Raw genomic sequence first — 21,194 nt, 5'->3', positions numbered from 1 at the left:
AGGAAGTTGTGTTGGGAAAAGATAGGCTCAATGGAAAAAGAAAGCGCAGTCAGATGGTGGCCTTTTCGATTTTCAGGCTGGCTGTGTATATAAATGTTGGAGCCCTGGGTGTTTTTCTGCTGTTTATAGTGGTAAACGGGATAGGGGCAGTCAACTGGTCGTTTCTGACTGAGATGCCCAGGGATTCAATGACTGCAGGGGGCATACTGCCCTGCATAATAGGTACGGTTTATTTAAGCTTGGGAGCCATACTGGTGGCTTTTCCCATTGGGGTAGGCACGGCCATATATCTTAATGAGTATGCTACCCAGGGACGCTGGACCAGGATTATCCGGATGGGGATCATCAATCTGGCCGGGGTTCCTTCAGTGGTCTACGGTCTTTTCGGACTGGCATTCTTTGTTATCTGGCTGAAGATGGGGGTCAGCCTGCTGGCCGGCTCACTGACCCTGGCCGCCTTTATTCTGCCGCTCATTATTGGTTCGGCAGAAGAGGCCCTGCGGGCCATTCCCCAGACATACAGGGAAGCTTCTCTGGCCCTGGGGGGGACCAAATGGCAGACAATTTACAAGGTTGTACTGCCTGCGGCCCTTCCCAGCATGCTTACCGGGCTGATCCTTGGCATGAGCAGGGCTGCAGGGGAAACCGCTCCCATCATGTTTACTGCAGCAGTTTTTTCCACAGCCAAGCTGCCAACATCCATCTTTGATGAAGTCATGGCCATGCCTTACCATATCTATGTCCTGGCTACGGCTGGTACGAATATCGCACAGACCAGGCCTCTTCAGTACGGAACAGCCCTAGTGCTTATGATGCTGGTCCTTGGGCTTAACCTGGTGGCCATCATTATTCGTAATAAGCTCCAGAAAAAACTTTAGTAAGTCATCAGTTGAAGACAAAAGGATGCATCATGACTAAACAGAAGGTACTTTTTCTATGCACCGGCAACTCAGCCCGCAGCCAGATGGCCGAGGCAATTCTCAAAAAATATGCCTGCGACAGGTTTGAAGCTCACAGCGCCGGTCTTGATCCCAAGGGAATCCATCCCTTAACCAGAATAGTTCTGGAAGAAGCCGGGATCAGCCTTGAAGATCATCGTTCCAAAAGTGTCAGCGAATACCTGGCCCAGGTCAACATCAGCCACTTTATAACAGTTTGCTCACATGCAGAGCAGAACTGTCCCAGGGCTTTTTTGATGAGCGCCAACAAGCACCTGTTCTGGGACTTTGAAGACCCGGCCGCTGGTGAAGGAAGCGATGAGGAAAGATTGGCTAAATTCAGGGAAGTCCGGGACAGGATCGATGAAAAAATCCGGGAATGGCTTAAGAAGCAAGGCTGTCCTGTGCACTGATAGTTTAAGACAATCTGGAGCTCATTAAGAATGCCGGTCCTCTTCAGGGGGCCGGCATTCTTTGTGGCCATGGAACCGTTATTTGGCTTCTAATCAATGTCCCACTCTGCTTAAGGAGCTGTTTTAAAATAATCAGGACTCGCTTCTCATAAAGCAGACGGCCAGCAGGCCATAGAACCCACTTAGGAATACCACGATGAGATCAATTTTGCTGACTGCTACTTTGCGGCATTTTCTGCTAAAGATTATGAAAATGGCCATGGCAGCAAACACACCAGCCAAAGACCATGGCCCTCCGGCTTCAAGGCCAGGTTTTGCCTGGCTCTGATGATCACTGGTCAGGGTTATCTGATAAGGCAGGAAAAAATCACGGACCCTGTCAGCAAGCCCAACTTCTCCAGCAGTCCGTTCAAGAAAAAAATCATGAACAGCTCGGTACTCACTGTCCATGGCCAGGCCATATATTCCTTTGTTGCTGCTGATGATGGCCGTCCGGTAGAGTGGGTTGATCAGGAGCTTGAAGTCCATTCTTGGGGGTTCAAAGTGGTTAACGGGAATCTGGATCAGACGGTAATCGTCATAGGAAATCAGAAAGATTTCACCTTGGGTGGTGAACACAATCCCATAAAATTCCATCCGCCTGTTTTCAGAAATGATCATATCAAGGATATCCAGTCCTGGGTCTATGCCTGTCTTGACTACGACCGGCTGGTTCATGGCCCGCTTGACATGAAAAACTTGCCCTGAATCATCCCGGATAAAGTATCCTTCATCAAAAGGCTTGAGATTGGTGGGATTGCCACTGATGACTGTAGCGGGATATACAAACCTTTTTTCCTCGAGGACATGAGTGAAAACCTCAGAGAGTTCCCGATCAATCCTGTTGTAATCAGCATTTTTGAACTCCATGCCATTATGAGTAATCCTGAAGACGTCTTCAGGAAAAGGTATCATTGGAACAGCGGGATCGTTATTAAAAAGCGGAAAAAGATCAATCTGCTGACGATTGATTCTGATCTGGCGGGACCTAATCTCAACAGCCTGTCTTCCTGCCCTGATCTCTTCAAGATCAAAGCTTTGGCCATCAATGACCAAAGGCAGCATGCCATGTATTTCCAGATTTCTATGATATAGAAAAGGAAGGAGGGCTTCAAACTCCTGACGGTCATAAAGTACGCCGTCCTCATCAGTGTATATGAACCGATGACCACCCAAAGATTTCTGATAAACGAACTTTTTGAGTACTGGACTGAAAAAAAGCAGAGGTTCTTCGGCTTTTCTGTCCACTACTTTGTCAAAGGCTGCAGGTAAAATATAACTCATAGCCATAACGGCCAGGATAAGTAAGGACAAACGGGAAATTTTGCCAGTCATCAGGTCCCCCTTTGCTGGAATCTCTGGCCTGATTCAAAAACACTTAAAAGAAACAGGGGCAAGAGCCATATAAGGTATGGCATGGCCGGAGATAGCCAGCCATAACCGATTCCCATGTACAGAACAGATATAATCACACTGAACACTGCTGCCAGAAATGTCTTTCTGATTTTAAAAGGCTCCAGGAGAACAGCGGTAATTCCCAGATATCCCAGAATTCCAGCCAGAATCCACGGTCCCATAGTCGTAAAGACGGTCAATGAAACTTCACAAGGAAACCAGGTCCGCATGGTGAAATAGATGAGCAACGTTGATACGCCCGCCACAATCAAGAAAAAAAAGAGGCCAGCAGCAACGCTTAACAACATCAGTAAATCACGATGCAGGGGCAAATGCAGGGATATGCGCATTCTGCGCCGGCTGATTTCTGGTACAAGCTGGGCTGCGGCCAGGACCAGTCCTGTTACCAGGGGAAAAAACATGATATCCTTGAAAAAAATATTGTGCAGGTGAATAGCCTCATACCAGATCATTTCAGGGTGCTCAGACTGGATCAACCCCCGGATATCGAAATAGATTTTCAGGCAGACGCCAATGTTAAGCACCAGAACTCCGGTAAAAAAATATTTCAATTTAAGCCATTCCTTGAGCAGGATTGATGAAATCATGTCAGTACTTCCCCATCAGTCCGATGAACCCGTCTTCCAGGGTCATGTCAGCTCTATACAGTTCCCTGACCTTCACCCCTTGCCTGGACAGATGCTCAGTGACAGTATCCTGGTTGCGGAATGAATAAACAGTAAACCGGTCCCCTCTTCGCTCAACTCCCTTGATGACTTCATCTTCATGAGGGGCTGTACTTGAATTCGAATGAAAGACGTATTTTTTAAAGGAAGTGAGAAATTCCTTAAGCCCAGCCCTGGTTATCCTGCCCTGGTCCAGAAAAAAAATGGTGTCCACCAGCTGTTCAAGATCCTGAACAATATGACTGGTCACGAATATGGTCTTGCCCTCTAGGGCCGCAAAATCGTGAAGCACGTCAAGAAAGAGCCTTCTGTATCCGGCATCAAGGCCCATGGAGTAGTCGTCAAGAATCAACAGGTCCGGATTTTGGGCCATGATTACTCCAAGCACCACCTGAGAGCGTTGGCCGCAGGACATATTGCCAACTTTGTGCTTTTGGGAAAGTCCCATTTTTTTGATCAGAGAATAAAAGATGTCAGGATTCCAGTCAGGGTAAAACCCTCGGAAGAATTTTTCAGTCTGAGCGATGGTCATGAACTCGTATGCTTGATGCCCTTCATGAAGAAGGCCGATACGCTTGCGTACATCTGGCGACAAGCTGTGAGAGTTTTCCCCCAGGACCAGACATCTGCCTGCACTGGGCTTTAAAAACCCCATAAGGATATTGACCAGGGTTGTTTTGCCCTGGCCGTTTTTTCCGAGCAGCCCACATATGGACCCTTGAGGTACTGAAAAGGTTAGATCCCTGTATACTGTCTTGCAGTTGTATTGGTGGCTGAGATTATGAACCTCAATTGCGTTCATTATTGAGCGATCCTGTTTCCAGGGACTCTAAGCCTGTGTTCTGGTCCTGCATCGAAAAGTACGACAAATTCATCCCTTGGCTTGGTAAACGTGAACTCAGAGTTGTCATTCATCAGGCCTCTTTGCAATACTCTTCCGTCCCTGGCCTTGATCTGCATCATCACCCCGGCGGCCGAAGAACCATCTGAAAAACCTCCCTGGCAGGTGATAGTGTTGTCCCCATTGTCAAAGCAGGAGACCAGAGGCTTGTGGGCCTGAACAGCTGGCACAGCAAATATGAGGCAACCAGCAAGAACAAATGCACTTAATTTCATTTTATCCTCCAAGAAAATGTTTAATTCAGAAAAAATTTTGTTTTATGGATGGGATATCCTGCCTCAAGGTGATCTACATTGCTCCAATAAACAATGTAGAGCGGAACCTGACCTCGGTAATGGCAAAACCAGTCCCAGCTATTTCCCTGGCTGGGACCCGGTGGTCTGTCTCAAGAACATATTTGCGGGAAGGATCAATGGTAAAAGTCACCTTGCCGCCTTTTGGCACATCATATTCGGCGATCTCATCATAAAGGATTGAATCGTTCTCCAGGGACTGGAAGACCTCTATTGCACCTCCTGAGACAGGGCTGCCTTTAAAAAGTACCTGTACAGTCAATTCTTTATGGCCGTTGGCAAGCTCATTGACCTTGACCGTAATAATTTCCAGAGGAATTCCTACAGGATCATGAACTAGGGAGCCGGCTTCTCCGACCCAGGTCATGCTTTTTCCGAAATCCCTTATTTCGGACAGCCTGTAGCGGTTGGGGCTGCGCTCCAGCACAAAAAAATGTTGCCCTGGACTGTTCAGGCTGACTTCATTATCATAATGGTAGGGATTTTCAAAAAGAACGATCTCCTGCATTTCCTCCCCCGGCTTAAGTACCACCAGACTTAGACTGGTCTTGTCTCTTTCTTCAAGAGGATAGTCGGGGTGGGCATAATAAGCACTTACGGTAAACTCTTGTCCCGGCTCAACTTTGAAAGGTACTTCAGTCCATATGCAGTGAGCTAGGGACGATGAAAGCGAGATAAATATCATGCCTAGCATTGCCCCCAATACAGTGATAAATTTTTTCATCAACAACTCCTTCTGATTATTAATCGACCGTAATTGCTTTCGGGAATCATTTCTTTCTAGCGGCAAATCCGAATCCATACCAACACGATAGGAATTATAAACATATTCAAGCTTGCAGTCAATGATTTTGATATAAATTATCAAGGTCAAAGGGCGAACCTGGATGGACCTAGGCCATTCCATCATCAATCCATAAGTCATGATTATCAGGTTGAACCAGGCATTTTGCTATGATCTCATCCTAAGTGAAATTATTTCTATATTTCAACCACATGTTACCTAGTGGCATGGTTCAGGTGACAGAATTTGGCAAAGGGTGAAAATCTCCTTGTTTCCAGCCTTGAAACCAATTAGTTCATCAAGTGCCAAGGATATTCTCAAGAATAAATAATCACCTTAATAATTCCAGAGGCAAATGCTCCAAATCAGCTCGGAGAAACAATGATTTTCGATTCAATGTTCTGGATAGTGGGCGGATGGATAATCCGGATATGCATGATCCCTGTCATAGGCATGCGCAAGGATGACCCCACCACCTGTCTGGCCTGGGTGGCAGTAATTTTTCTTTCCCCCTGGCTGGGGCTTGTCCTTTATCTGCTGGTTGGTGAACATGGGTTGAGCAGGCCCAGGGTTTTTCGAAGGCTCAAAGAGCACCGCAATTTTCATCTGGTCAATTCCGAATATCTTGAGTGTCCCAGTTATCAGGGATGTCAGGTCAACCGTGACTACCAGGTCCTGGTTAGCTTGGCTGAGGCCCACGGGGGACTGCCTCTTCTAGGCAGCAACAAAGTCGGCCTTATTGCAGATACCGATGATTTTATATCCTCGCTGATGACAGATATCAAAGAGGCCAGGAACCATGTCCACCTTTTGTTTTATATCTTTAGAAATGACGACACAGGAAGGCAGGTTGCCGGAGCACTGGTTGAGGCTGCCCAAAAAGGGGTTCAATGCAGGGTTCTTGCTGATGCCGTAGGGTCGCGGGGCATGTTTTCAGAGCTGGGCAGCTGGATGAGCCGAAAAGGAGTTGAGGTATATCCTGCTCTTCCTGCCAACCCTTTAAGGCTCAGGCTTTCTCGCCTGGACATCAGGAATCACCGGAAACTGGCTGTGATCGATGGTCAAATCGGTTATACTGGCTCCCAGAACATTGTAGAATCAGAATTCGGGCATAAAAAGGCAGGGCAGTGGCATGATGTAATGGTCAGGATCAAAGGGCCCACAGTCAGGCAACTTCAGACCGTATTTGTGGAGGACTGGTACTACGAGACTGATGAAGTTCTTGATTTTCCAGATCTTTATCCGAATGCCCGCAAAGAGGGCAAGGCAACCATCCAGGTCGTTCCCACCGGACCAGACCAGCCGACTGAAGGCTTTCAGGACATCCTCATCCAGTCCATTCAGTCGGCCCGGCGAAAAATATCAATAACCTCACCCTATTTCATTCCCAATGAAGGTTTGATTACCGCCCTCAGGCTGGCCACCGCCCGGGGGGTGGATGTTGATATAATTGTCCCGGACCGCAGTGACCATCTCCTTGTGGACCAGGCTACTGCCTACTATTGCGGAGTGGCCCTGAAAAACGGATGCAATGTTTACCTGTTCAACCAGGGTATGCTCCATACAAAAATCATGACAGTTGACGATGATATGGCCATAGTGGGTTCGGCCAATTTTGACATCCGTTCATTTTACCTGAACATGGAACTGGTCCTTATCCTGTTTGAACCTGAATTCATTTACAACCTGAGCATGCTCCAGAACTGTTACAAGGGCCATTCCTCCCTGGTCAGGGCCGATGCATGGTTTAAGAGACCTCTGCCTAAAAGGGTGACCGAAGGTGTGGTCAAGATTTTCAGCCCGTTGCTCTGATCAAGGATATCCTGGAGGATTTACCTTGCAAACTGATAATTATGAGTAAGCAGAATCTTTCATCCATCAAAGGGGTGCTGTTCGACAAGGACGGCACCTTGTTCGACTTTACCAGGACATGGCTCCCGGTAGTCAGAGATGCCGCTGACTTTGCCGCAGGAGGAAACAAGGATCTGGCCCAGGTATTGCTTTCTGCAGGGGGGCTGGACCTGAACGAAAATCGTTTTCTTCCTGATTCGCTTATCGCAGCCGGATATTCTCTGGAACTGGCCGAGTTCTGGAGAGATCTCGGCGCGATCAGACCCACCAAGGTTCTGCACCAGTATCTTGATGATGCTTTTAATCGGCTGGGCCTGGCTAATGCAGCTCCGGTAACTGATCTGAAAACCTTTTTTGGTTTTTTGAAGGACAGAGGTTTGCTGCTTGGCATTGCCACCAATGACAGCGAAGCAGGGGCCATGGCCACGGTCAATGAATTCGGTCTGTCGGATCTGGTAAGTTTTGTGGCTGGATACGACAGCGGATTCGGCCCCAAGCCCGGGCCTGGCATGGCTCAAGGGTTCTGCAGGGTCACTGGCCTGCAGCCCCGGGCCGTGGCTGTGGTTGGCGACAGTGACCACGATATGGTAATGGCCAGGCTGGCTGGGGCAGGCATCCGCATTGGAGTGCTGACCGGGGCCGGGACCAGGGAATCACTGGGAAACAGCGCTGACCTGGTGCTTGAGGATATCACCTGTCTGAAGGATCTTTTGATTTAGGGGATTCTGGTCAGCGGATCAGGGAGATATGCCGGTAACCGTTCAGATTAAGAATTATTCTGGCCACAAGCAAGGAAGCCACAACCACCCCCATGATGCAGACTGAAAAGGCCGCAGCCTGGTTCACGGCTCCCCTGTCTTCTAGGAGCAGTACCGATACTGCAGCCACTTGAGAGGATGGGGTGATGAGGAAAATCACTGCGCTTAAGGTGACCATGCTGCGCATGAAAAAGAATACAGCAACTCCGACCAGGGTGGGCCACATTATGGGCAGGGTGATTTTGCGTATGGTCCGGATAAAAGTCCCGCCCAGGGTGGCCGAGGCTTCATCATAGGTGCTGCTGATCTGTTTCATACTGGTGGAAGCAATGAGGAAACCCTGGGCGTGATAATAGTAGACGTTACAGATGGCGATAAGCAGCAAAGACCCGTAAATGGCGTGCACCGGGTTGGAAGGATTATTGAAAGCCAGGATATATCCGAGCCCCAGGACCATTCCCGGAACAGCTGCCGGTACGATGCACAGAAAATACAGGGGCGAATCCAGAAAGGTTTTAAATCTTTCAGTGACATAGGCTCCAAGACCTGCAGCCACCACCCCGATCCCAGCAGCCATGAGTCCCACATAAATACTGTTCCACAGAGGCTGAATTCCGTTCTGGACGTCAAAGGCGTAGTGCCTGAGGGAGAAGTCCATGCGGTAAGGCCAGAGATGGGTAAAACTGGCGAAAATTACTATTCCTACCACAGCCAGGATGCACAGGCAGATTAACCCAGAGTAAAAGGTGAAAACAGTATCTCTGAGTTTATGGGGCAGGATCACCATGGGCTTGGCATGATCTGACAGCTGGTGCTGGTTGTTTTTGTAGAAAAACTTTTCAACGGCCACCGCCAGGGCGACCGGAACCAGCAGGACCATGCCGATGACCGTTCCCAGTTCAAAGTTTGCCTGTCCAATGACCTGATTATAGACCTCGGTTGCCAGGACATTATAGTCTCCGCCTATGACCATGGGATTTCCAAAATCAGTTATGACCAGGGTGAAAACCACAAAGGTGGAGGCCATCAGGGCAAACCTTGCTGAAGGCAGGGTTACGGTCATGAAGGTCCTCCAGGGACCGGCTCCAAGGATGCGCGATGATTCGTAAAGGCGGTTGTCAGCCATGGCCAGGGACGCGGAAAAAATAAGGAAAGCATACGGAAAAACATAGAGCACACTGGAAATAACTATCCCCCAGTATCCATAAATTGAAAATTCAGTGCCCAAGGTCCGGTTGATGAGACCGTTTCTGCCCAGCAGCAGAAGAAGCCCCTGAGCCTGAACCAGGGACGGAGCAAACAGGGGAATCAGGGCAATGAGCCTGAACAGGTTTTTTATCGGGACATTGGTCCGCTGGATGGCAAAAGCGAAGATGAATGCCAGGATAACGGTCAACCCGGTGGTGACCAGGGTTACTTCAAAACTGTTGTAGACCAGTCCAAGAAATCTTTGATTGCCCAGAACGGAAAAATAATTGCTCAGACCGATTCCATCTGGAGTCTGGAAGCTTCTTCCCAGGATGTGGATCAGGGGGTAGAGGACAAAGACTATCAGAGGCAGAGCCACCATGCAGGCCACAATGATTTTTAGAAGAGCTTCCCTATCCATGGGCAAGGCCCGCTGGATAAATCCGCCCGCATATCTGGCCTTCTGAGCAAGGCTTATGCCCATTCCAAAACTCGGACTGTTTGGGGATCAATGACCAGGGTTCTTTCTTCTCCTATCTGGAGATCCTGCCCGAACCCCTGAATTTCACTTGTGATTGTAACTGGTTGGTGACCGTTGTTGCTCAGGCTGATTCTTACCCTGGTCAGATTTCCAAGTCTTGAAATCCCCTGGACAGTCCCACTAAGTCTTTTCTCCGTTCCGGGATGATCAGTCAGGCCTATGTTTTCAGGCCTGATTCCCAGGACTTTGGCCTTAGTTCCCTTAGGTCCGCCATTGGAGGAGAACCGGATGCCCATGTCCGCAGGAACAATGTTCATCCGGCCAATGAACTGGGCCACAAATGGGTTTTCAGGCTGGCTGTAGATATCCATGGGCGCTCCGGTCTGCATGACTTTTCCGTCCTTCATGACCATGATCCGGTCAGCCAGAGTCAGAGCCTCCTCCTGATCATGGGTGACCATGATGGTTGTGATATTGAGACGCTGCTGCAGGGTTTTGATTTCTTCCCGCAATTCCTCCCGTACCTTGGCGTCCAGGGCTGATAGAGGCTCATCCAGAAGCAGGACAGATGGCCTGGGAGCCAGAGCCCTGGCCAGAGCCACCCGCTGCTGCTGGCCTCCTGACAGTTGATGGGGATATTTATGGGCCTGATCCTCAAGATGAACAAGGCTGAGCATATTATCAACCCGCAGAGCAATGTCAGATTTTGGCCATCTTCGACATTCCAGGCCATAGGCGACATTTGCAGCAATGGTCAGGTTGGGGAAAAGTGAATAGGACTGGAAGACCATTCCAAAATTTCGGCTGCGGGCCGGGACAGTGGACATATTCTGCCCGTCTACAAGGATTGATCCTGAGTCTGGCAGTTCAAGGCCGGATATGACCCGGAGCAGGGTGGTTTTGCCGCACCCTGAAGGCCCAAGAAAGCAGACCAGACTGCCGTTTTCAATGGTCATCGATACATTGTCCAGGGCTTTTATCGTGCCAAAGGACTTGTTGATATTGCGGATTTCCAGGGTCATGCGTTTATTATTATTTGATAGGTGCGTTTATTTTAGAGCATTTTCCGCTGGACTGATTCCGGCGGAAAATGCTGGTGATGGTATTTTAATCAATTGCCTGCAGGTTAGCGTTCCAACTTTGTCTGCCATTCACCCAGGATCCGGTCCCTGTTGGCGGCAGACCAGGGAAAATCCATGTCCACCATAACTGATCCGATATCTTTGGGAAGTCCAGCCTGAATAAAGCTCTGGGGCATGGTCCCGCCTTCAACAGTTACTATTTCCTTCCATTTGTAGTATTCATTGACTGCATTCTCGGACAGGGTCCAGTCGATGAAGCGTTTGGCAGCTTCCTTGTTTCGGGAAGTCTTCATCAGACCGGTGGCTTCAAGTTCGTTGCCTGCGCCTTCGGAAGGAATAATCATGGTGATGGGAAATCCTTCATCAATATTTTTAATGGCCCGCAGGGCAAAAGAAGCTCCAACAGCGAATTCGCCAGCACTGGCAACATTGCATGGTCTTGAACCGCTCTTGATGTACTGGGCGATATTGCGATCAAGATTTTCCAGGTATTCCCAGCCTTTTTCCTCCCCTTTCATCTGCAGGATGGAGGCAATCATAAGATAGCCGGTTCCTGAACTGGCCGGATTGGGCATGACCACCTCACCTTGGAATTCAGGCTTCAGAAGATCAGCCCAGGAAGTGGGCATGGGCAGATTTTTGCGTTTGAGAATTTCGTTGTTGACGCAAAAAGCAGCCATATAGCCGGTCTTGGCAAACCATTTGTTGCCGGGATCACGGAACCTGGAGGGAACCTTTTCAATGCCTTTGGCCTGATAAGGTTCAAGCATATTCATGATCCTGGGATCAACCATGTTGGTCACTGCCCAGCCCCAGATGACATCGTGTCTGGGATTGGAGCTTTCAGCAAGCATGCGGGCATGCAGGTCACCTGTGGACAGCCGGAGCAGGTTAACCCTGATGTCCGGGTTGTCTTTGTTAAAGGCAGCCAGAAAAGCAGCTGCCTCATCTTCCTCATAGGAAGTGTAGACTGTAATTTCACTGGCCAGGGCTTGAGACAGAACCAGGCCTGAAGGTCCAGCCAGCATGAAACTCAGAACCAGAAGAAAGGAAGTGATTTTTTTCATTTTCTTAAACTCCGAATTAATGGTTGTTTGACACAATAAATGCTGAATCTGCCGTGCTTTCAGTAAATTCTCGATACTAGATAGTTCAGGTATGGAGATGCATCTGCGCAACCCTGTTACTGCTGGGTGATAATTCTGTTACAGGGGTAGCCCTGGCAGTCTGCACTTGATCCGTTGATCAGGTTTTAGTGAGCTGATTGTGGATAGCAGGTCTTGATCTGGCTTGTACTCTGGTCAAGCCTGGGGAAAGAGGGTGGACAGGAGACCTTTTCTGAGACATCCAGCTGTCTGCTGCAAGGACCTTTCAGCCAGAAAAAAGTTTTTCTGGCAGGCGGAGGGTTCAGAAGTACAGGAGGTATGGTCTGACTAGGATATTGACGGGTACGTGGACCCTTCTGCAGGGGGGATAATGCAGAGTTCTGGCTTAAAGGCAGTCAGGAACGCTTTTGATCAGGCCATCTTCAGAGAGAACACTGACCAGCCATGTTTTTTCAGTAATTGCAATATGCCGATCCCAGCTTAAAAATTATCCGGCTTTTCTTTAGTCTTGGCTGACCGGCTGGAATGACAGACACAGGATCTGGTCATTGTTTAGCAGTGCAGGTCAGGTAAAATCACGTTCATGGCTGCTTGAGTCTTTGCAAACCGTGGAAAGCCTATTTCTTGTTTTCCGAACTTGCGGCCTGGGCCACAAGTTCGGCAATCTGGGCCACTATCTGGGCAATCTCAGCCTGAACCGCATTGATCATGCTGCCTTTTGTTTCTTCGGGTGTTGTGGTGCAGGAAGCAATCTGGGCCAGTTTATTCTGCAGTTCTTCCAGCCTGGCCTTCAGGGCCTCGATATCCCCGCCAGCCGGATGGTCCACTTTCCCCCTGGTCTTGTCCATATAATCGCGGAAAGCATCCACAGCCTTGCTTTGGTCACTGTGATCATGGTTTTCATGATCTGCTTTTGAAGCAGCATAAGCGCTTTGAGCTGCTGATGATATGCAGACCTGGTCTGATCCCGATGTAAACTTAAAACTCCCTGGCTGCTCCGGTCTGGCTGTTCCGGAAAAATTTTGAAAGATTTCTCTGGCTTCGAGCAGGCTTTCATAGCTGTTGATTTGCATGGACCCCTCCCTGGGAAATTATTACCGGATACCTTTCCCTAGCAAGAATCGTGCAATGTCAGGGAGTTGGGAAGAGATGGTGTTCTGTGGCTTAGTGGTCCATTCAATGTGCCGGCCTTGATGGAGCCTGGCTCAGGCACTCTGACCATACATCTTCCATGCCTGGTCAAAGGCTTTTTCAAAGGATCTCCCCTCCATGTAGAGCCTTGCTTCCTGGCCCATGGTGCGCAGCCTTTCAGGGTTGGAGACAAGTCCAAAGATGGACTCTTTCAGGGCCTGAATATCATTAGCCGGGATTATGAGTCCGGTTTTCTGATGGATGATATTTTCCATGGGACCGCCCTGATTGACCACTATGGCCGGAATACCTGAAGCTTGAGCCTCAAGTACCACATTCCCGAAGGTGTCAGTGGTGCTTGGGAAGACGAAAAGGTCTGAGGATGCAAACGCCTGGGTCAGGGACTCACCTTTTAGATAGCCGGTAAAGGTGACAGGGAGCCCTTTCAGATTTTGTTCCATTTCCAGGCGGTATGGACCATCTCCCACAATCACCAGGTGGACATTGGTGGTCTGGCTGCACAGATCCTTGAAGGCATGTTCAAGGATGTGCATATTTTTTTCCTTGGAAACCCGGCCGACATAAAGCAACTTGACCCTTCCATTGATTTGATAGTTTTTTTCAAAGAAACCGTTTCGCTTGGCTGGATTGAATCTTTCAGTGTCCACTCCTCTGGGGTAGACCTTGATTTTTTCAGTTCGGACACCCTTATGCTTGAGCTCATCAGCAGTGCTTTGGGACGGGGCAAAAACAGTATCAAGCTGATTGTAATACCAGATCATGTATTTCCACATTATGGATTCCAGAGCGTGGTCATTGGTCAGGTAACCTGTGTATTGAGGCAGGGAGGTATGGTAGGTTCCTGATATGGGAATCTGGAGAAGCCTGGACACTGCCAGGGCGGTCATGCCTATGGGACCGGGGGTGGCGGTATGGATATGGGTTATCCTCTCTTCAAAGCAGTACTCCACCATCTCCAGCAAAGGAGGGTAGAACAGTTTGAGTTCAGGGTATTCCGGCAGTTCAAAAACGCCTATGGGCTTAAAATTCTTGACGCTCTGATCCTTGGATGGCCTGATATCTCCTGGATGGCAGGTCAGGATGGTCAGAGCCCTGTCCAGCTTGGCAGCCGTGCTTACCTGCTGCTGCAGGGTCAAGGCCACGCCGTTGACCTCATAAAAGGTATCTGTGAAATGGGCGACCTTCATCTCCTGATCCGGCAGATTCAGGCCTTTGCGTTCTGCGAACCTGAGGATGAATTCTCTGCTCATTTTCCGGTCCTGATTGAACATGGAGTAGGAAAAGAAGTACGGGGAGAGCATGGTGTAAAGACTTCCTGCAGAACCAAGGGTCTGAAAAACCCCCATGAATCCGGATGAGGCAGCCTGACTGAGAAGCTGTTCAGCCCAATGAGCCAAGACCTTGTTGGAGGCCTGGTTGGCGAATCTGAACCATTTTGCGCCCATATGCTCATACGGGTTGATGGAAGCATTGACCATTGTTTTAATTTCCGGATCGGTCCTGATCAGCTTCTGGGTTTCAGCACTGAGAAGCTGGTGCAGTTTTCCACTGGCACTTTGAGAACTCATTTTTCTTTGACTGATGAATCTGTAAATAGAATTCAAGATGCTTTTGGGGGGGACCTGACCCGGATGCAGGGCTTTGTCCATGAACTGCAGAAAGCTGTCCCGCCAGACATGTTTTTCCAGGTTGAATCTTTTCTTGCAGAATTGATAACCTATGGAATAAAGATTATGGGCCATGGTCTTAGGGGTGGAGGCCAGACCTTTGGCTTGTGCGTCCTTGTTCTCAATTTTTTTCAGAAAATCAACAAGATCACATGCTCCAGGGACTTCAGTAAACATCCGGCCGATATTAAGTGAGCTGTGATCGTCTGATCCGCCAATGGTTCCTTTTTCCCAGGGTCTTTCACTCCGGGCTTTGTATCCGTACTTGTCTTCCAGGTATTCAAAATCCCTGGGACAGAGTTGGTCAAGCATGAACCTAAGGGCATTGTTTAGACTTTCCTCCCTGGCTCCATTATACTCAAAGATCTTGAACAGAAGCAGCAGTTGTTCAAAATGTTCAAAGCTGAGCTTGCCGTTAACCGGGAAAAGGGGATGGGCAGCAGCGTGGATTATCTGTTGATGGTTGAGATAGTCCACAAGTTCAAAAATATTCTGTCGGACCATTTGGATGTCCTGATGCTGCTGTTCAGTAATATTATAGGCCAGTACATGGACCTTGCATCTGTCTTCAGGAAAGTAAGTGGTGATCTCCTGGCTGATGAAGGTGTCCTCAAGGTGGGCCAGTTCAAGGCATCCGGAGATGCAATTGTGGTCGGTGATTGTAACCAGGCACATCCCCTTGTCTTTGAGTCTTTTGTAGATAAATAAAGGTTCAGTATAACTTTCTGAGCAGCCCATTTTTTGGAGAATCCATTGGGATGGCTTCCGGGAATACTTGGAGTGGACATGCATGTCCGCTCTGGTAGCTTTGATCACGACTCACCTCCTGGTCTTGAATCTGGACAGTTTGGGCATTACCTCAGGTCCGGGGCTGACCGGGGCAGGGCCGGATTGATCATAATGATCAGCCAGGATATTTACAGGGCTTTTGTTAAGAAAAGATGCCGTCCAGGTTAATATCCCGGGGCATTTTAAAAGAGAAGGGGTCAAAATAAAGCAAAGGGATTAGGTATGAGATGAGTTCTGGTCTGGATTTCGGCGGTTTCTGACAAAAGCATTGCCAGGCATGGATTTTGCCAATTTTTTTGTGCCGGCTGCCAGCTTGCTTATCTGGTTAAGGGTCATGTTTTCAAAACAGTCGACAATGGCCAGTGAAATTGAAAACATCGGGAATTTTTTTTCTTCGCCATCCCGGTTTCTGGCCTTGATAAAGCCTCTTTTCTGATCCTCTTCAGAGTAAAAGTTTTTGCAGAGTCTGACAAAGCACCTGACGATACCTTTGCATATCCGGTCGGCTTTTTCGCTGCCAGTGATTATGATGAAGTCATCACCTCCCACATGGCCGATGAAGTCGTCCTCCATTCCATGACGTTTTACCGACCAGGACAGGATCTTGGCCATGAACTGGATGATCTGATCCCCCTGCTTGAATCCATAAACGTCGTTGTATGCTTTGAAGTTGTCCAGATCAGCATAGATTATGCTTATTTTACGACCATTTTTGTGGATACGTGTTTCAATTTCGTTTTCAATGTATGCATTGCCCGGAAGTCCGGTCAGCGGGTTTACTCCCTTGGCGATCTCCACCTGAATCTTGGTCAGGGTATCCAGCATCCTTTGAACGGAAACCGTTCCAATATAGCCATTCTTATCAGTTACTATGACATGGTCGAAATATTTGTACTTGTTTCTTTTGACCGCCTTGTTGGCCACATCCTCCACCAGGTCGTCGGCATCAACTATGAGCGGATTGGAATCCATAAGATGGGTCACATTTCTGCTGTAGAAAAGGGCTACTCCATAAAAATAGCTCAGCTGCTGATCAAGGTGGTGACTCATGATCAAGCCCACCGGAGTCTGGCCATCGCAGACAACAATGGCTGAAATGGGGTCGTCTTCTTCAAAATACTTTTTAATGTCGCTGATTTTGACCTCTTTACTGACCATAAGGGTTTTTTCGGTGAGTTCCTGGATCTTCATTCGACCGAAATACTTTGTGCTTGGTAGTTCTTTGGGCAGATAGGATCTGAAATTAAATGCAGGCTCAGGTTTTGGAAAGCCCGGTCTTGACAGGTAATAACCCTGGCCAAAGTGTGCTCCCATGGAGATCAATGCCTCCAGCTGGGACTTTGTTTCAATGCCTTCAGCAATAACCTTGGAATCCATCTTATCGGCAAAGGTAATGATGGCCTCAACCAGAGCCCGCTTGGCCGGATTGGACTCAACACCCCGGGTCAGGCTCATGTCAATTTTGATGAAATCCGGCTTTATTTCAGCTATGGAGAACAGGCCATTGTAGCCAGCTCCCAGATCGTCCACCGCCACCAGGTAGCCCTGATTCCTGTAGTGGTTTAACGACTCATAAAATAGAGTGAAGTTTCTGGTGCTGTGCCTTTCGGTGATTTCAAAGACAACATTTTCCGGAGATAAGCCGAACTTTTTCAACAGGCGAAGGGTTTCTCCGGTCTTGAACTTGGGATCGACCAAGGTTTTGGGATGGATGTTGAGGAAAAGTTTCTGGGTCTTATCAAAATCACCCAGATGTTTAATTGCCTGTTCTCGGCAGGTTCTTTCCAGAGGGAAGAGCAGGCCGGTTTCCTCTGCAAAGTCGAACAGGGCCAGGGGAGTGAAAAACTGGGAATCCTTGGGCCCTCTGGCCAGAGATTCCCATCCAAGGATCCGGTTTGTTTTAAAATCCAGAATGGGCTGGTAAAGGATATTTATTTCTGGCTTATCAATTATGGATTTGAGTTCTTCAAGCAGGGGCAGCTCATTGAAGTCAATTTTGCACAGTGAAGCCTGCCTGGCATCCATTGTGGCCTTGTAGATGGCGTCTTCGAACCCGTTGCCGTTACTGGAGGTCAAAAAAGAATATCCCACAGCCAGGTCTGCCTTTTGACCTGTCAGGGGAAAGACAGTGCTGTTTATTTCCTCCCTCAGGACAGGCTTGAATTTGACCAGCAGGTTCAGGACATCCTGAGTGCCCATTTTTTTTGAATCAAAGATTACGATGTAGCTGCCCATGTCAAGCTGCTTGATACTTCTGTAGCCGGGAAGGTATTCCTTGCTCAGGCTGTTCAGGGCCTTGGCAGCTCTTTCCATGGCCTGGAATACCACACTTGGCCCATAAAAATTTTCAAACAGGTGCAGATCAATGAGTTGAAAGTATAACAGAGCCATCTGTCTGGTGGAAAAGATATTTCTGGCCACATTGGTCCTGTGGGTCAGGGTTATCTGATCGTTCATTCCTGGCATGAGATATTTTCCTTAAAATATTTAAGAGTATTATGATGCAGTGCTGATGGGTCCAGGGAACAGGGATCTGCTCTGTTTAAGCAATTGAAAAGTATGTCCGGCATCCATCTTCATGGGCGTAATTCTGTTTGCTGCCATGTTCTTTGAATTAAGGCGGCCTGAACAGCTGTTCACGCACGTCTGAAGATGGATGCCGGACATGTCTCAGGAGGCGCAACTTGCTCATGTTCAGGAGGTCAAGCAAGTATTGACGCTTGGCAGGGGGGCAAAACCCGGCCATAGATAAGATTATGCCATGGTTATGTGAAGCAATGGTTACGGCTAAATCTCTTTCAGGTAACAGCTAACAATACTCCCAATCTATTGGGCTGGCCAGGTCAAAAGACCTGGGGTTATCAGTTCAGGTATGGTCGGAGACCGGGACCTGTCCGTGGTTTAGAACACCTCTTTCCATCAGTTCCTGGCACTGGGTGCAATACCTTGCAGTAGGGTAAACCTTTAAACGCCTTGGATCAATGTCATCTGCGCATGACTCACAAATTCCGTACTCTCCGCTGTCAATGAGATCCAGAGCATGCTTGATTTCACTGATCAGACGTACTCCCCGGTCTGCCTGGGCAATCAATAGTCTTCGATCTGACTCTACAGACCCTCTTTCGACTTCATCAGGGCAGGCATATTGGGTTGTGCTCATATTAAAGCCGATATCTTCCAGGTTGGCTCTGGTCTCTTGAAGAAGATTTTCAAGGACCAGCCGAAAGGTAAGCATCTGGTTCCAGGTCATTTTTCCCTCCTTGCGGGATGGTGGTGTTCAATTAGTCCGGTTGCATAAAAATAATGGTTCCAGCCAGCTTGTACTGGTATGCCAGCAAGAGGTTACCGGTTCATGACCTTTGTCTTGCGCAGAGGTTTCATTGAACAAAATATGACCTGGTTGATTATGATCAGAGAGCAGATAATCAGGATTCAGCCAGAGTGCTGGCAAGTTGCCGGTATTGCTGGAAGGCTTCAACTCTGTTTAAGTTTTTCAATCAGATTTTGCAGTTCTTCAGCCTGTTGAGCCTGGTTTCTGATGGCGGTTGCTGCCTGGTTCATAATGGTGGCGGTTTCATCGGCAATGCAGCGTATCCCGTCGGTGCTCCGGGTGACTTGCTGACTGGTGACTGACTGGTCCTGAGTTGCGGCGGCAATGGATCTGATCTGACCAGCTGCTGTCCCGGCCAAGCTGACGATGTTTTGCAGGGCCTGACCAGACATGTCTGCGTGGCTGGTGGCATTGTTTGCCGCTGAAACCGCTTTTTCCATTTCCAGGATATTGTCCCTGGTAACCTGCTGAATTGATCTGATGGTATTATCGACTTCCTTGGTCGCATTCATTGTTTTTTCAGCCAGCTTTCTTACTTCATCGGCAACCACGGCAAAACCTCGCCCGGCATTACCGGCTCTGGCCGCCTCAATGGCTGCATTCAGGGCCAAAAGGTTGGTCTGGTCTGCTATGTCTTCAATCATGGCCATAATGCTGCCGATCTGGGTCACCTGCCTGCCCAAGTCGTTCATGTTCTGTTGCGCTGATGTGGACATATCTCTGACCAGATTGATCGCTTTCATAGAATCAGACACTATCTCGGATCCTTTCAGGGCATCCTGGCTGGCTTTTTCAGCTCCTGTGGCAGCACTGGAAGCATTGCGGGCTACTTCGAGCATGGTTGCGTTCATTTGTTCCATGACTGCTGCAGTCTCCCTGATCCTGTTTTTTTGGTCTTCAGCTCCTGAATGGGAGCGTTGAACATGAGAAGACAGCTCTTCTGAACCTGAACGAAGTCGGTCCACAATATCTTCTAGATCAAGAGCAGCCTGGATGATCCCTTCCCGCCTGGCCTGCTCAGCTTTTTCCCCGGCCTGCTGGGCTTCGATTCGGGCCTGTTTTGCCTTTTCAGACTCTTTAACGGCCTGTTCTGATTTATTATGTGCCTCAGCAATTTTTTGTTTGAGATGTTTAAGCATGGTGTTAAGAGCCCTGGACAAGGCTCCAAGCTCGTCTCTGTTCTTTATTTCCAGATGCTGGTCCAGATTTCCTTCTGCCACCCCTGTAGCAAACCTGGTTGCCAGTGATATGGGTCTGCTGAAAAACTTGGCAAAGAGAATGCCAGCCAGGCTCATAATTGACCCGACCAGAACTGTCACAAACAATATAGAATGGAAAATGGAAGCCTGGATGCTTTCCAGGGCTTCCTTGGACTGTCCCAGAAAGAACATGCCTACGGTGTTTCCTTGAATGTCAGTCAGAGGCCAGTAGATGGCTTCGTATCTCTGACCGGAAAAAGTGTTCATCATCCGGTATGTTTCACCATGACCAAGTACTGCTTCGGTTATGTCTGGATTGTTCCATGATCTGTCTTTGGCTTGAGGACTCAGGTCCTCCAGGGTCGAGGAAACACTCATGTCTCCATCAAAAACGGCAATCTCCATGCCCAGCTTGTTTTTAAGCGATTGGACAAAGTCAGTTGAACTCAGGTCCATGCCCATGGTTACCACTCCAACTATCCGACCATGAAGTCTTACCGGATGGCTTGCCCGGAGTGAGAGTCCGGCAATGGAGCCCTTTTCAATTCCGGCAACAGAAGTTCCCAGCAAGGCCTGCTCAATATTGTGCTGACTTCGGACAGAATCCGAGGCCTGATTTGAGTGACCTCTGGCCACGACCCGCCCGTAGGCATCGCTTATGGTTACCAGGTCAACACTGGGGAGCTGGAGGATGAGTTCCTGTCCGTATCCTGCCAAATAATCAACATCAACGCTTTCAATGGCAAATGCCACATCAGGATTTATTGCACTTTTATAAGCAATGGCGGACAGGGATCTTTGAATTTCTTTCAGCTCAAGGTTGAAAGTCTGGTAATGGCTGTTCAGGCTTGCATCCAGGTCTTCATCCATACTGCGGCTTACAAGGTAGTTGGTGGCCATGAAAATAAAGCAGCTGACCAGAATGATGGGTATTATGACCATCCCCAGTACTTTCCAGAAAATAGATAATTTCATTTTACGCTCCAGCAGACTAGTTAGGATATTTCCAGCAGTCCGGCACACAAAAGGCCGGGCAGGGCTGGATAGGTGATTCGCTGCAAGGGAGCATCTGTAACTTTTAGATGTTACAAAGAGATGGCAGGAAGCTTACTGTTGGGTAATTGCTGGATTTTTTTGATAC

The 21,194-nt window shown here is 48.5% G+C and carries 17 protein-coding genes; 4 read left to right on the top strand and 13 right to left on the bottom strand.

Annotated features, from left to right (window positions below; genetic code table 11):
• Positions 1-53 precede the first annotated feature (53 nt).
• Both pstA and P771_RS0113095 read left to right on the top strand, forming a co-directional pair.
• Complete coding sequence (pstA, locus tag P771_RS0113100; protein ID WP_051617356.1) at positions 54-878, top strand: phosphate ABC transporter permease PstA; 825 nt, start codon at positions 54-56, stop codon at positions 876-878.
• A 32-nt stretch (positions 879-910) separates the two neighbouring features.
• Positions 911-1,351, top strand: coding sequence for an arsenate reductase ArsC (locus P771_RS0113095; protein ID WP_028575490.1), 441 nt, complete (start codon positions 911-913; stop codon positions 1,349-1,351).
• Positions 1,352-1,483: 132 nt separating this feature from the next.
• On the opposite strand, the gene P771_RS0113090 is transcribed toward P771_RS0113095, so the two are convergent.
• From P771_RS0113090 to P771_RS0113070, 5 genes are all read right to left on the bottom strand, one after another.
• Entirely contained in the window at positions 1,484-2,725 is a 1,242-nt protein-coding gene (locus tag P771_RS0113090) for a DUF4857 domain-containing protein (protein WP_028575489.1), read from the bottom strand.
• Positions 2,725-3,393: a hypothetical protein gene (locus tag P771_RS0113085; RefSeq protein ID WP_028575488.1), complete on the bottom strand. Its 669-nt coding sequence runs from the start codon at positions 3,391-3,393 to the stop codon at positions 2,725-2,727. Before P771_RS0113085 ends, P771_RS0113090 begins: the two co-directional genes overlap by 1 nt.
• A 1-nt stretch (position 3,394) precedes the next feature.
• The gene (locus tag P771_RS0113080; protein ID WP_035244619.1) at positions 3,395-4,273 is read right to left on the bottom strand and encodes an ABC transporter ATP-binding protein; all 879 of its coding nucleotides are present in this window, start codon (positions 4,271-4,273) and stop codon (positions 3,395-3,397) included.
• Complete coding sequence (locus tag P771_RS0113075) at positions 4,273-4,587, bottom strand: hypothetical protein (RefSeq protein WP_035244616.1); 315 nt, start codon at positions 4,585-4,587, stop codon at positions 4,273-4,275. Before P771_RS0113075 ends, P771_RS0113080 begins: the two co-directional genes overlap by 1 nt.
• 73 nt (positions 4,588-4,660) lie before the next feature.
• Complete coding sequence (locus P771_RS0113070) at positions 4,661-5,389, bottom strand: DUF4198 domain-containing protein (RefSeq protein WP_028575485.1); 729 nt, start codon at positions 5,387-5,389, stop codon at positions 4,661-4,663.
• A gap of 441 nt (positions 5,390-5,830) precedes the next feature.
• Here P771_RS0113070 and cls point away from each other — a divergent pair, with 441 nt between their 5' ends.
• Together cls and P771_RS0113060 are read left to right on the top strand one after the other, a co-directional pair.
• Positions 5,831-7,261 carry a cardiolipin synthase gene (cls, locus tag P771_RS0113065; protein ID WP_028575484.1) on the top strand — a complete coding sequence of 477 codons (1,431 nt, stop codon included), beginning with the start codon at positions 5,831-5,833 and terminating at the stop codon, positions 7,259-7,261.
• A gap of 41 nt (positions 7,262-7,302) precedes the next feature.
• Positions 7,303-8,019: an HAD family hydrolase gene (locus P771_RS0113060; RefSeq protein WP_028575483.1), complete on the top strand. Its 717-nt coding sequence runs from the start codon at positions 7,303-7,305 to the stop codon at positions 8,017-8,019.
• 10 nt (positions 8,020-8,029) lie between these two features.
• Here the strand turns inward: P771_RS0113060 and P771_RS17640 are convergent, their stop codons facing one another.
• From P771_RS17640 to P771_RS0112995, 8 genes are all read right to left on the bottom strand, one after another.
• Positions 8,030-9,730: an ABC transporter permease subunit gene (locus tag P771_RS17640; protein WP_084301920.1), complete on the bottom strand. Its 1,701-nt coding sequence runs from the start codon at positions 9,728-9,730 to the stop codon at positions 8,030-8,032.
• Complete coding sequence (locus tag P771_RS17635; protein ID WP_035244614.1) at positions 9,721-10,749, bottom strand: ABC transporter ATP-binding protein; 1,029 nt, start codon at positions 10,747-10,749, stop codon at positions 9,721-9,723. The genes P771_RS17640 and P771_RS17635 overlap by 10 nt, the downstream gene beginning before the upstream one ends.
• 104 nt (positions 10,750-10,853) lie before the next feature.
• Positions 10,854-11,876: an ABC transporter substrate-binding protein gene (locus tag P771_RS0113045; RefSeq protein ID WP_028575482.1), complete on the bottom strand. Its 1,023-nt coding sequence runs from the start codon at positions 11,874-11,876 to the stop codon at positions 10,854-10,856.
• 656 nt (positions 11,877-12,532) lie between these two features.
• Positions 12,533-12,988, bottom strand: a complete 456-nt coding sequence (locus tag P771_RS0113030; RefSeq protein ID WP_028575481.1) for a FlxA-like family protein — start codon at positions 12,986-12,988, stop codon at positions 12,533-12,535.
• A 132-nt stretch (positions 12,989-13,120) separates the two neighbouring features.
• A complete protein-coding gene (locus P771_RS0113025; RefSeq protein WP_028575480.1) occupies positions 13,121-15,550 on the bottom strand; it encodes a glycosyltransferase in 2,430 nt (809 codons plus the stop codon).
• Positions 15,551-15,739: 189 nt separating this feature from the next.
• Complete coding sequence (locus P771_RS0113015) at positions 15,740-17,989, bottom strand: GGDEF domain-containing protein (protein WP_051617338.1); 2,250 nt, start codon at positions 17,987-17,989, stop codon at positions 15,740-15,742.
• A gap of 400 nt (positions 17,990-18,389) precedes the next feature.
• Positions 18,390-18,773, bottom strand: coding sequence for a TraR/DksA family transcriptional regulator (locus P771_RS17630; RefSeq protein WP_051617337.1), 384 nt, complete (start codon positions 18,771-18,773; stop codon positions 18,390-18,392).
• 224 nt (positions 18,774-18,997) lie between these two features.
• Entirely contained in the window at positions 18,998-21,028 is a 2,031-nt protein-coding gene (locus tag P771_RS0112995) for a methyl-accepting chemotaxis protein (protein WP_028575478.1), read from the bottom strand.
• Between the last annotated feature and the right edge of the window lie 166 nt (positions 21,029-21,194).

It is taken from the genome of Desulfonatronovibrio hydrogenovorans DSM 9292 (assembly GCF_000686525.1).
Classification (GTDB): domain Bacteria; phylum Desulfobacterota; class Desulfovibrionia; order Desulfovibrionales; family Desulfonatronovibrionaceae; genus Desulfonatronovibrio; species Desulfonatronovibrio hydrogenovorans.
The sequence above is the reverse complement of the archived record's forward strand: the minus strand, read 5'-3'. Positions and strand labels throughout refer to the sequence as shown.

Excerpts from the sequence above, each read along its gene's own strand:
- P771_RS17630 (WP_051617337.1), bottom strand. The coding sequence starts at position 18,773 with ATGACCTGGAACCAGATGCTTACCTTTCGGCTGGTCCTTGAAAATCTT.
- P771_RS0113030 (WP_028575481.1), bottom strand. The coding sequence starts at position 12,988 with ATGCAAATCAACAGCTATGAAAGCCTGCTCGAAGCCAGAGAAATCTTT.
- P771_RS0113090 (WP_028575489.1), bottom strand. The coding sequence starts at position 2,725 with ATGACTGGCAAAATTTCCCGTTTGTCCTTACTTATCCTGGCCGTTATG.
- pstA (WP_051617356.1), top strand. The coding sequence starts at position 54 with ATGGTGGCCTTTTCGATTTTCAGGCTGGCTGTGTATATAAATGTTGGA.
- cls (WP_028575484.1), top strand. The coding sequence starts at position 5,831 with ATGATTTTCGATTCAATGTTCTGGATAGTGGGCGGATGGATAATCCGG.
- P771_RS0113085 (WP_028575488.1), bottom strand. The coding sequence starts at position 3,393 with ATGATTTCATCAATCCTGCTCAAGGAATGGCTTAAATTGAAATATTTT.
- P771_RS0113060 (WP_028575483.1), top strand. The coding sequence starts at position 7,303 with ATGAGTAAGCAGAATCTTTCATCCATCAAAGGGGTGCTGTTCGACAAG.
- P771_RS17640 (WP_084301920.1), bottom strand. The coding sequence starts at position 9,730 with ATGGGCATAAGCCTTGCTCAGAAGGCCAGATATGCGGGCGGATTTATC.
- P771_RS0113015 (WP_051617338.1), bottom strand. The coding sequence starts at position 17,989 with ATGCCAGGAATGAACGATCAGATAACCCTGACCCACAGGACCAATGTG.
- P771_RS0113080 (WP_035244619.1), bottom strand. The coding sequence starts at position 4,273 with ATGAACGCAATTGAGGTTCATAATCTCAGCCACCAATACAACTGCAAG.
- P771_RS17635 (WP_035244614.1), bottom strand. The coding sequence starts at position 10,749 with ATGACCCTGGAAATCCGCAATATCAACAAGTCCTTTGGCACGATAAAA.
- P771_RS0112995 (WP_028575478.1), bottom strand. The coding sequence starts at position 21,028 with ATGAAATTATCTATTTTCTGGAAAGTACTGGGGATGGTCATAATACCC.
- P771_RS0113045 (WP_028575482.1), bottom strand. The coding sequence starts at position 11,876 with ATGAAAAAAATCACTTCCTTTCTTCTGGTTCTGAGTTTCATGCTGGCT.
- P771_RS0113075 (WP_035244616.1), bottom strand. The coding sequence starts at position 4,587 with ATGAAATTAAGTGCATTTGTTCTTGCTGGTTGCCTCATATTTGCTGTG.
- P771_RS0113095 (WP_028575490.1), top strand. The coding sequence starts at position 911 with ATGACTAAACAGAAGGTACTTTTTCTATGCACCGGCAACTCAGCCCGC.
- P771_RS0113070 (WP_028575485.1), bottom strand. The coding sequence starts at position 5,389 with ATGAAAAAATTTATCACTGTATTGGGGGCAATGCTAGGCATGATATTT.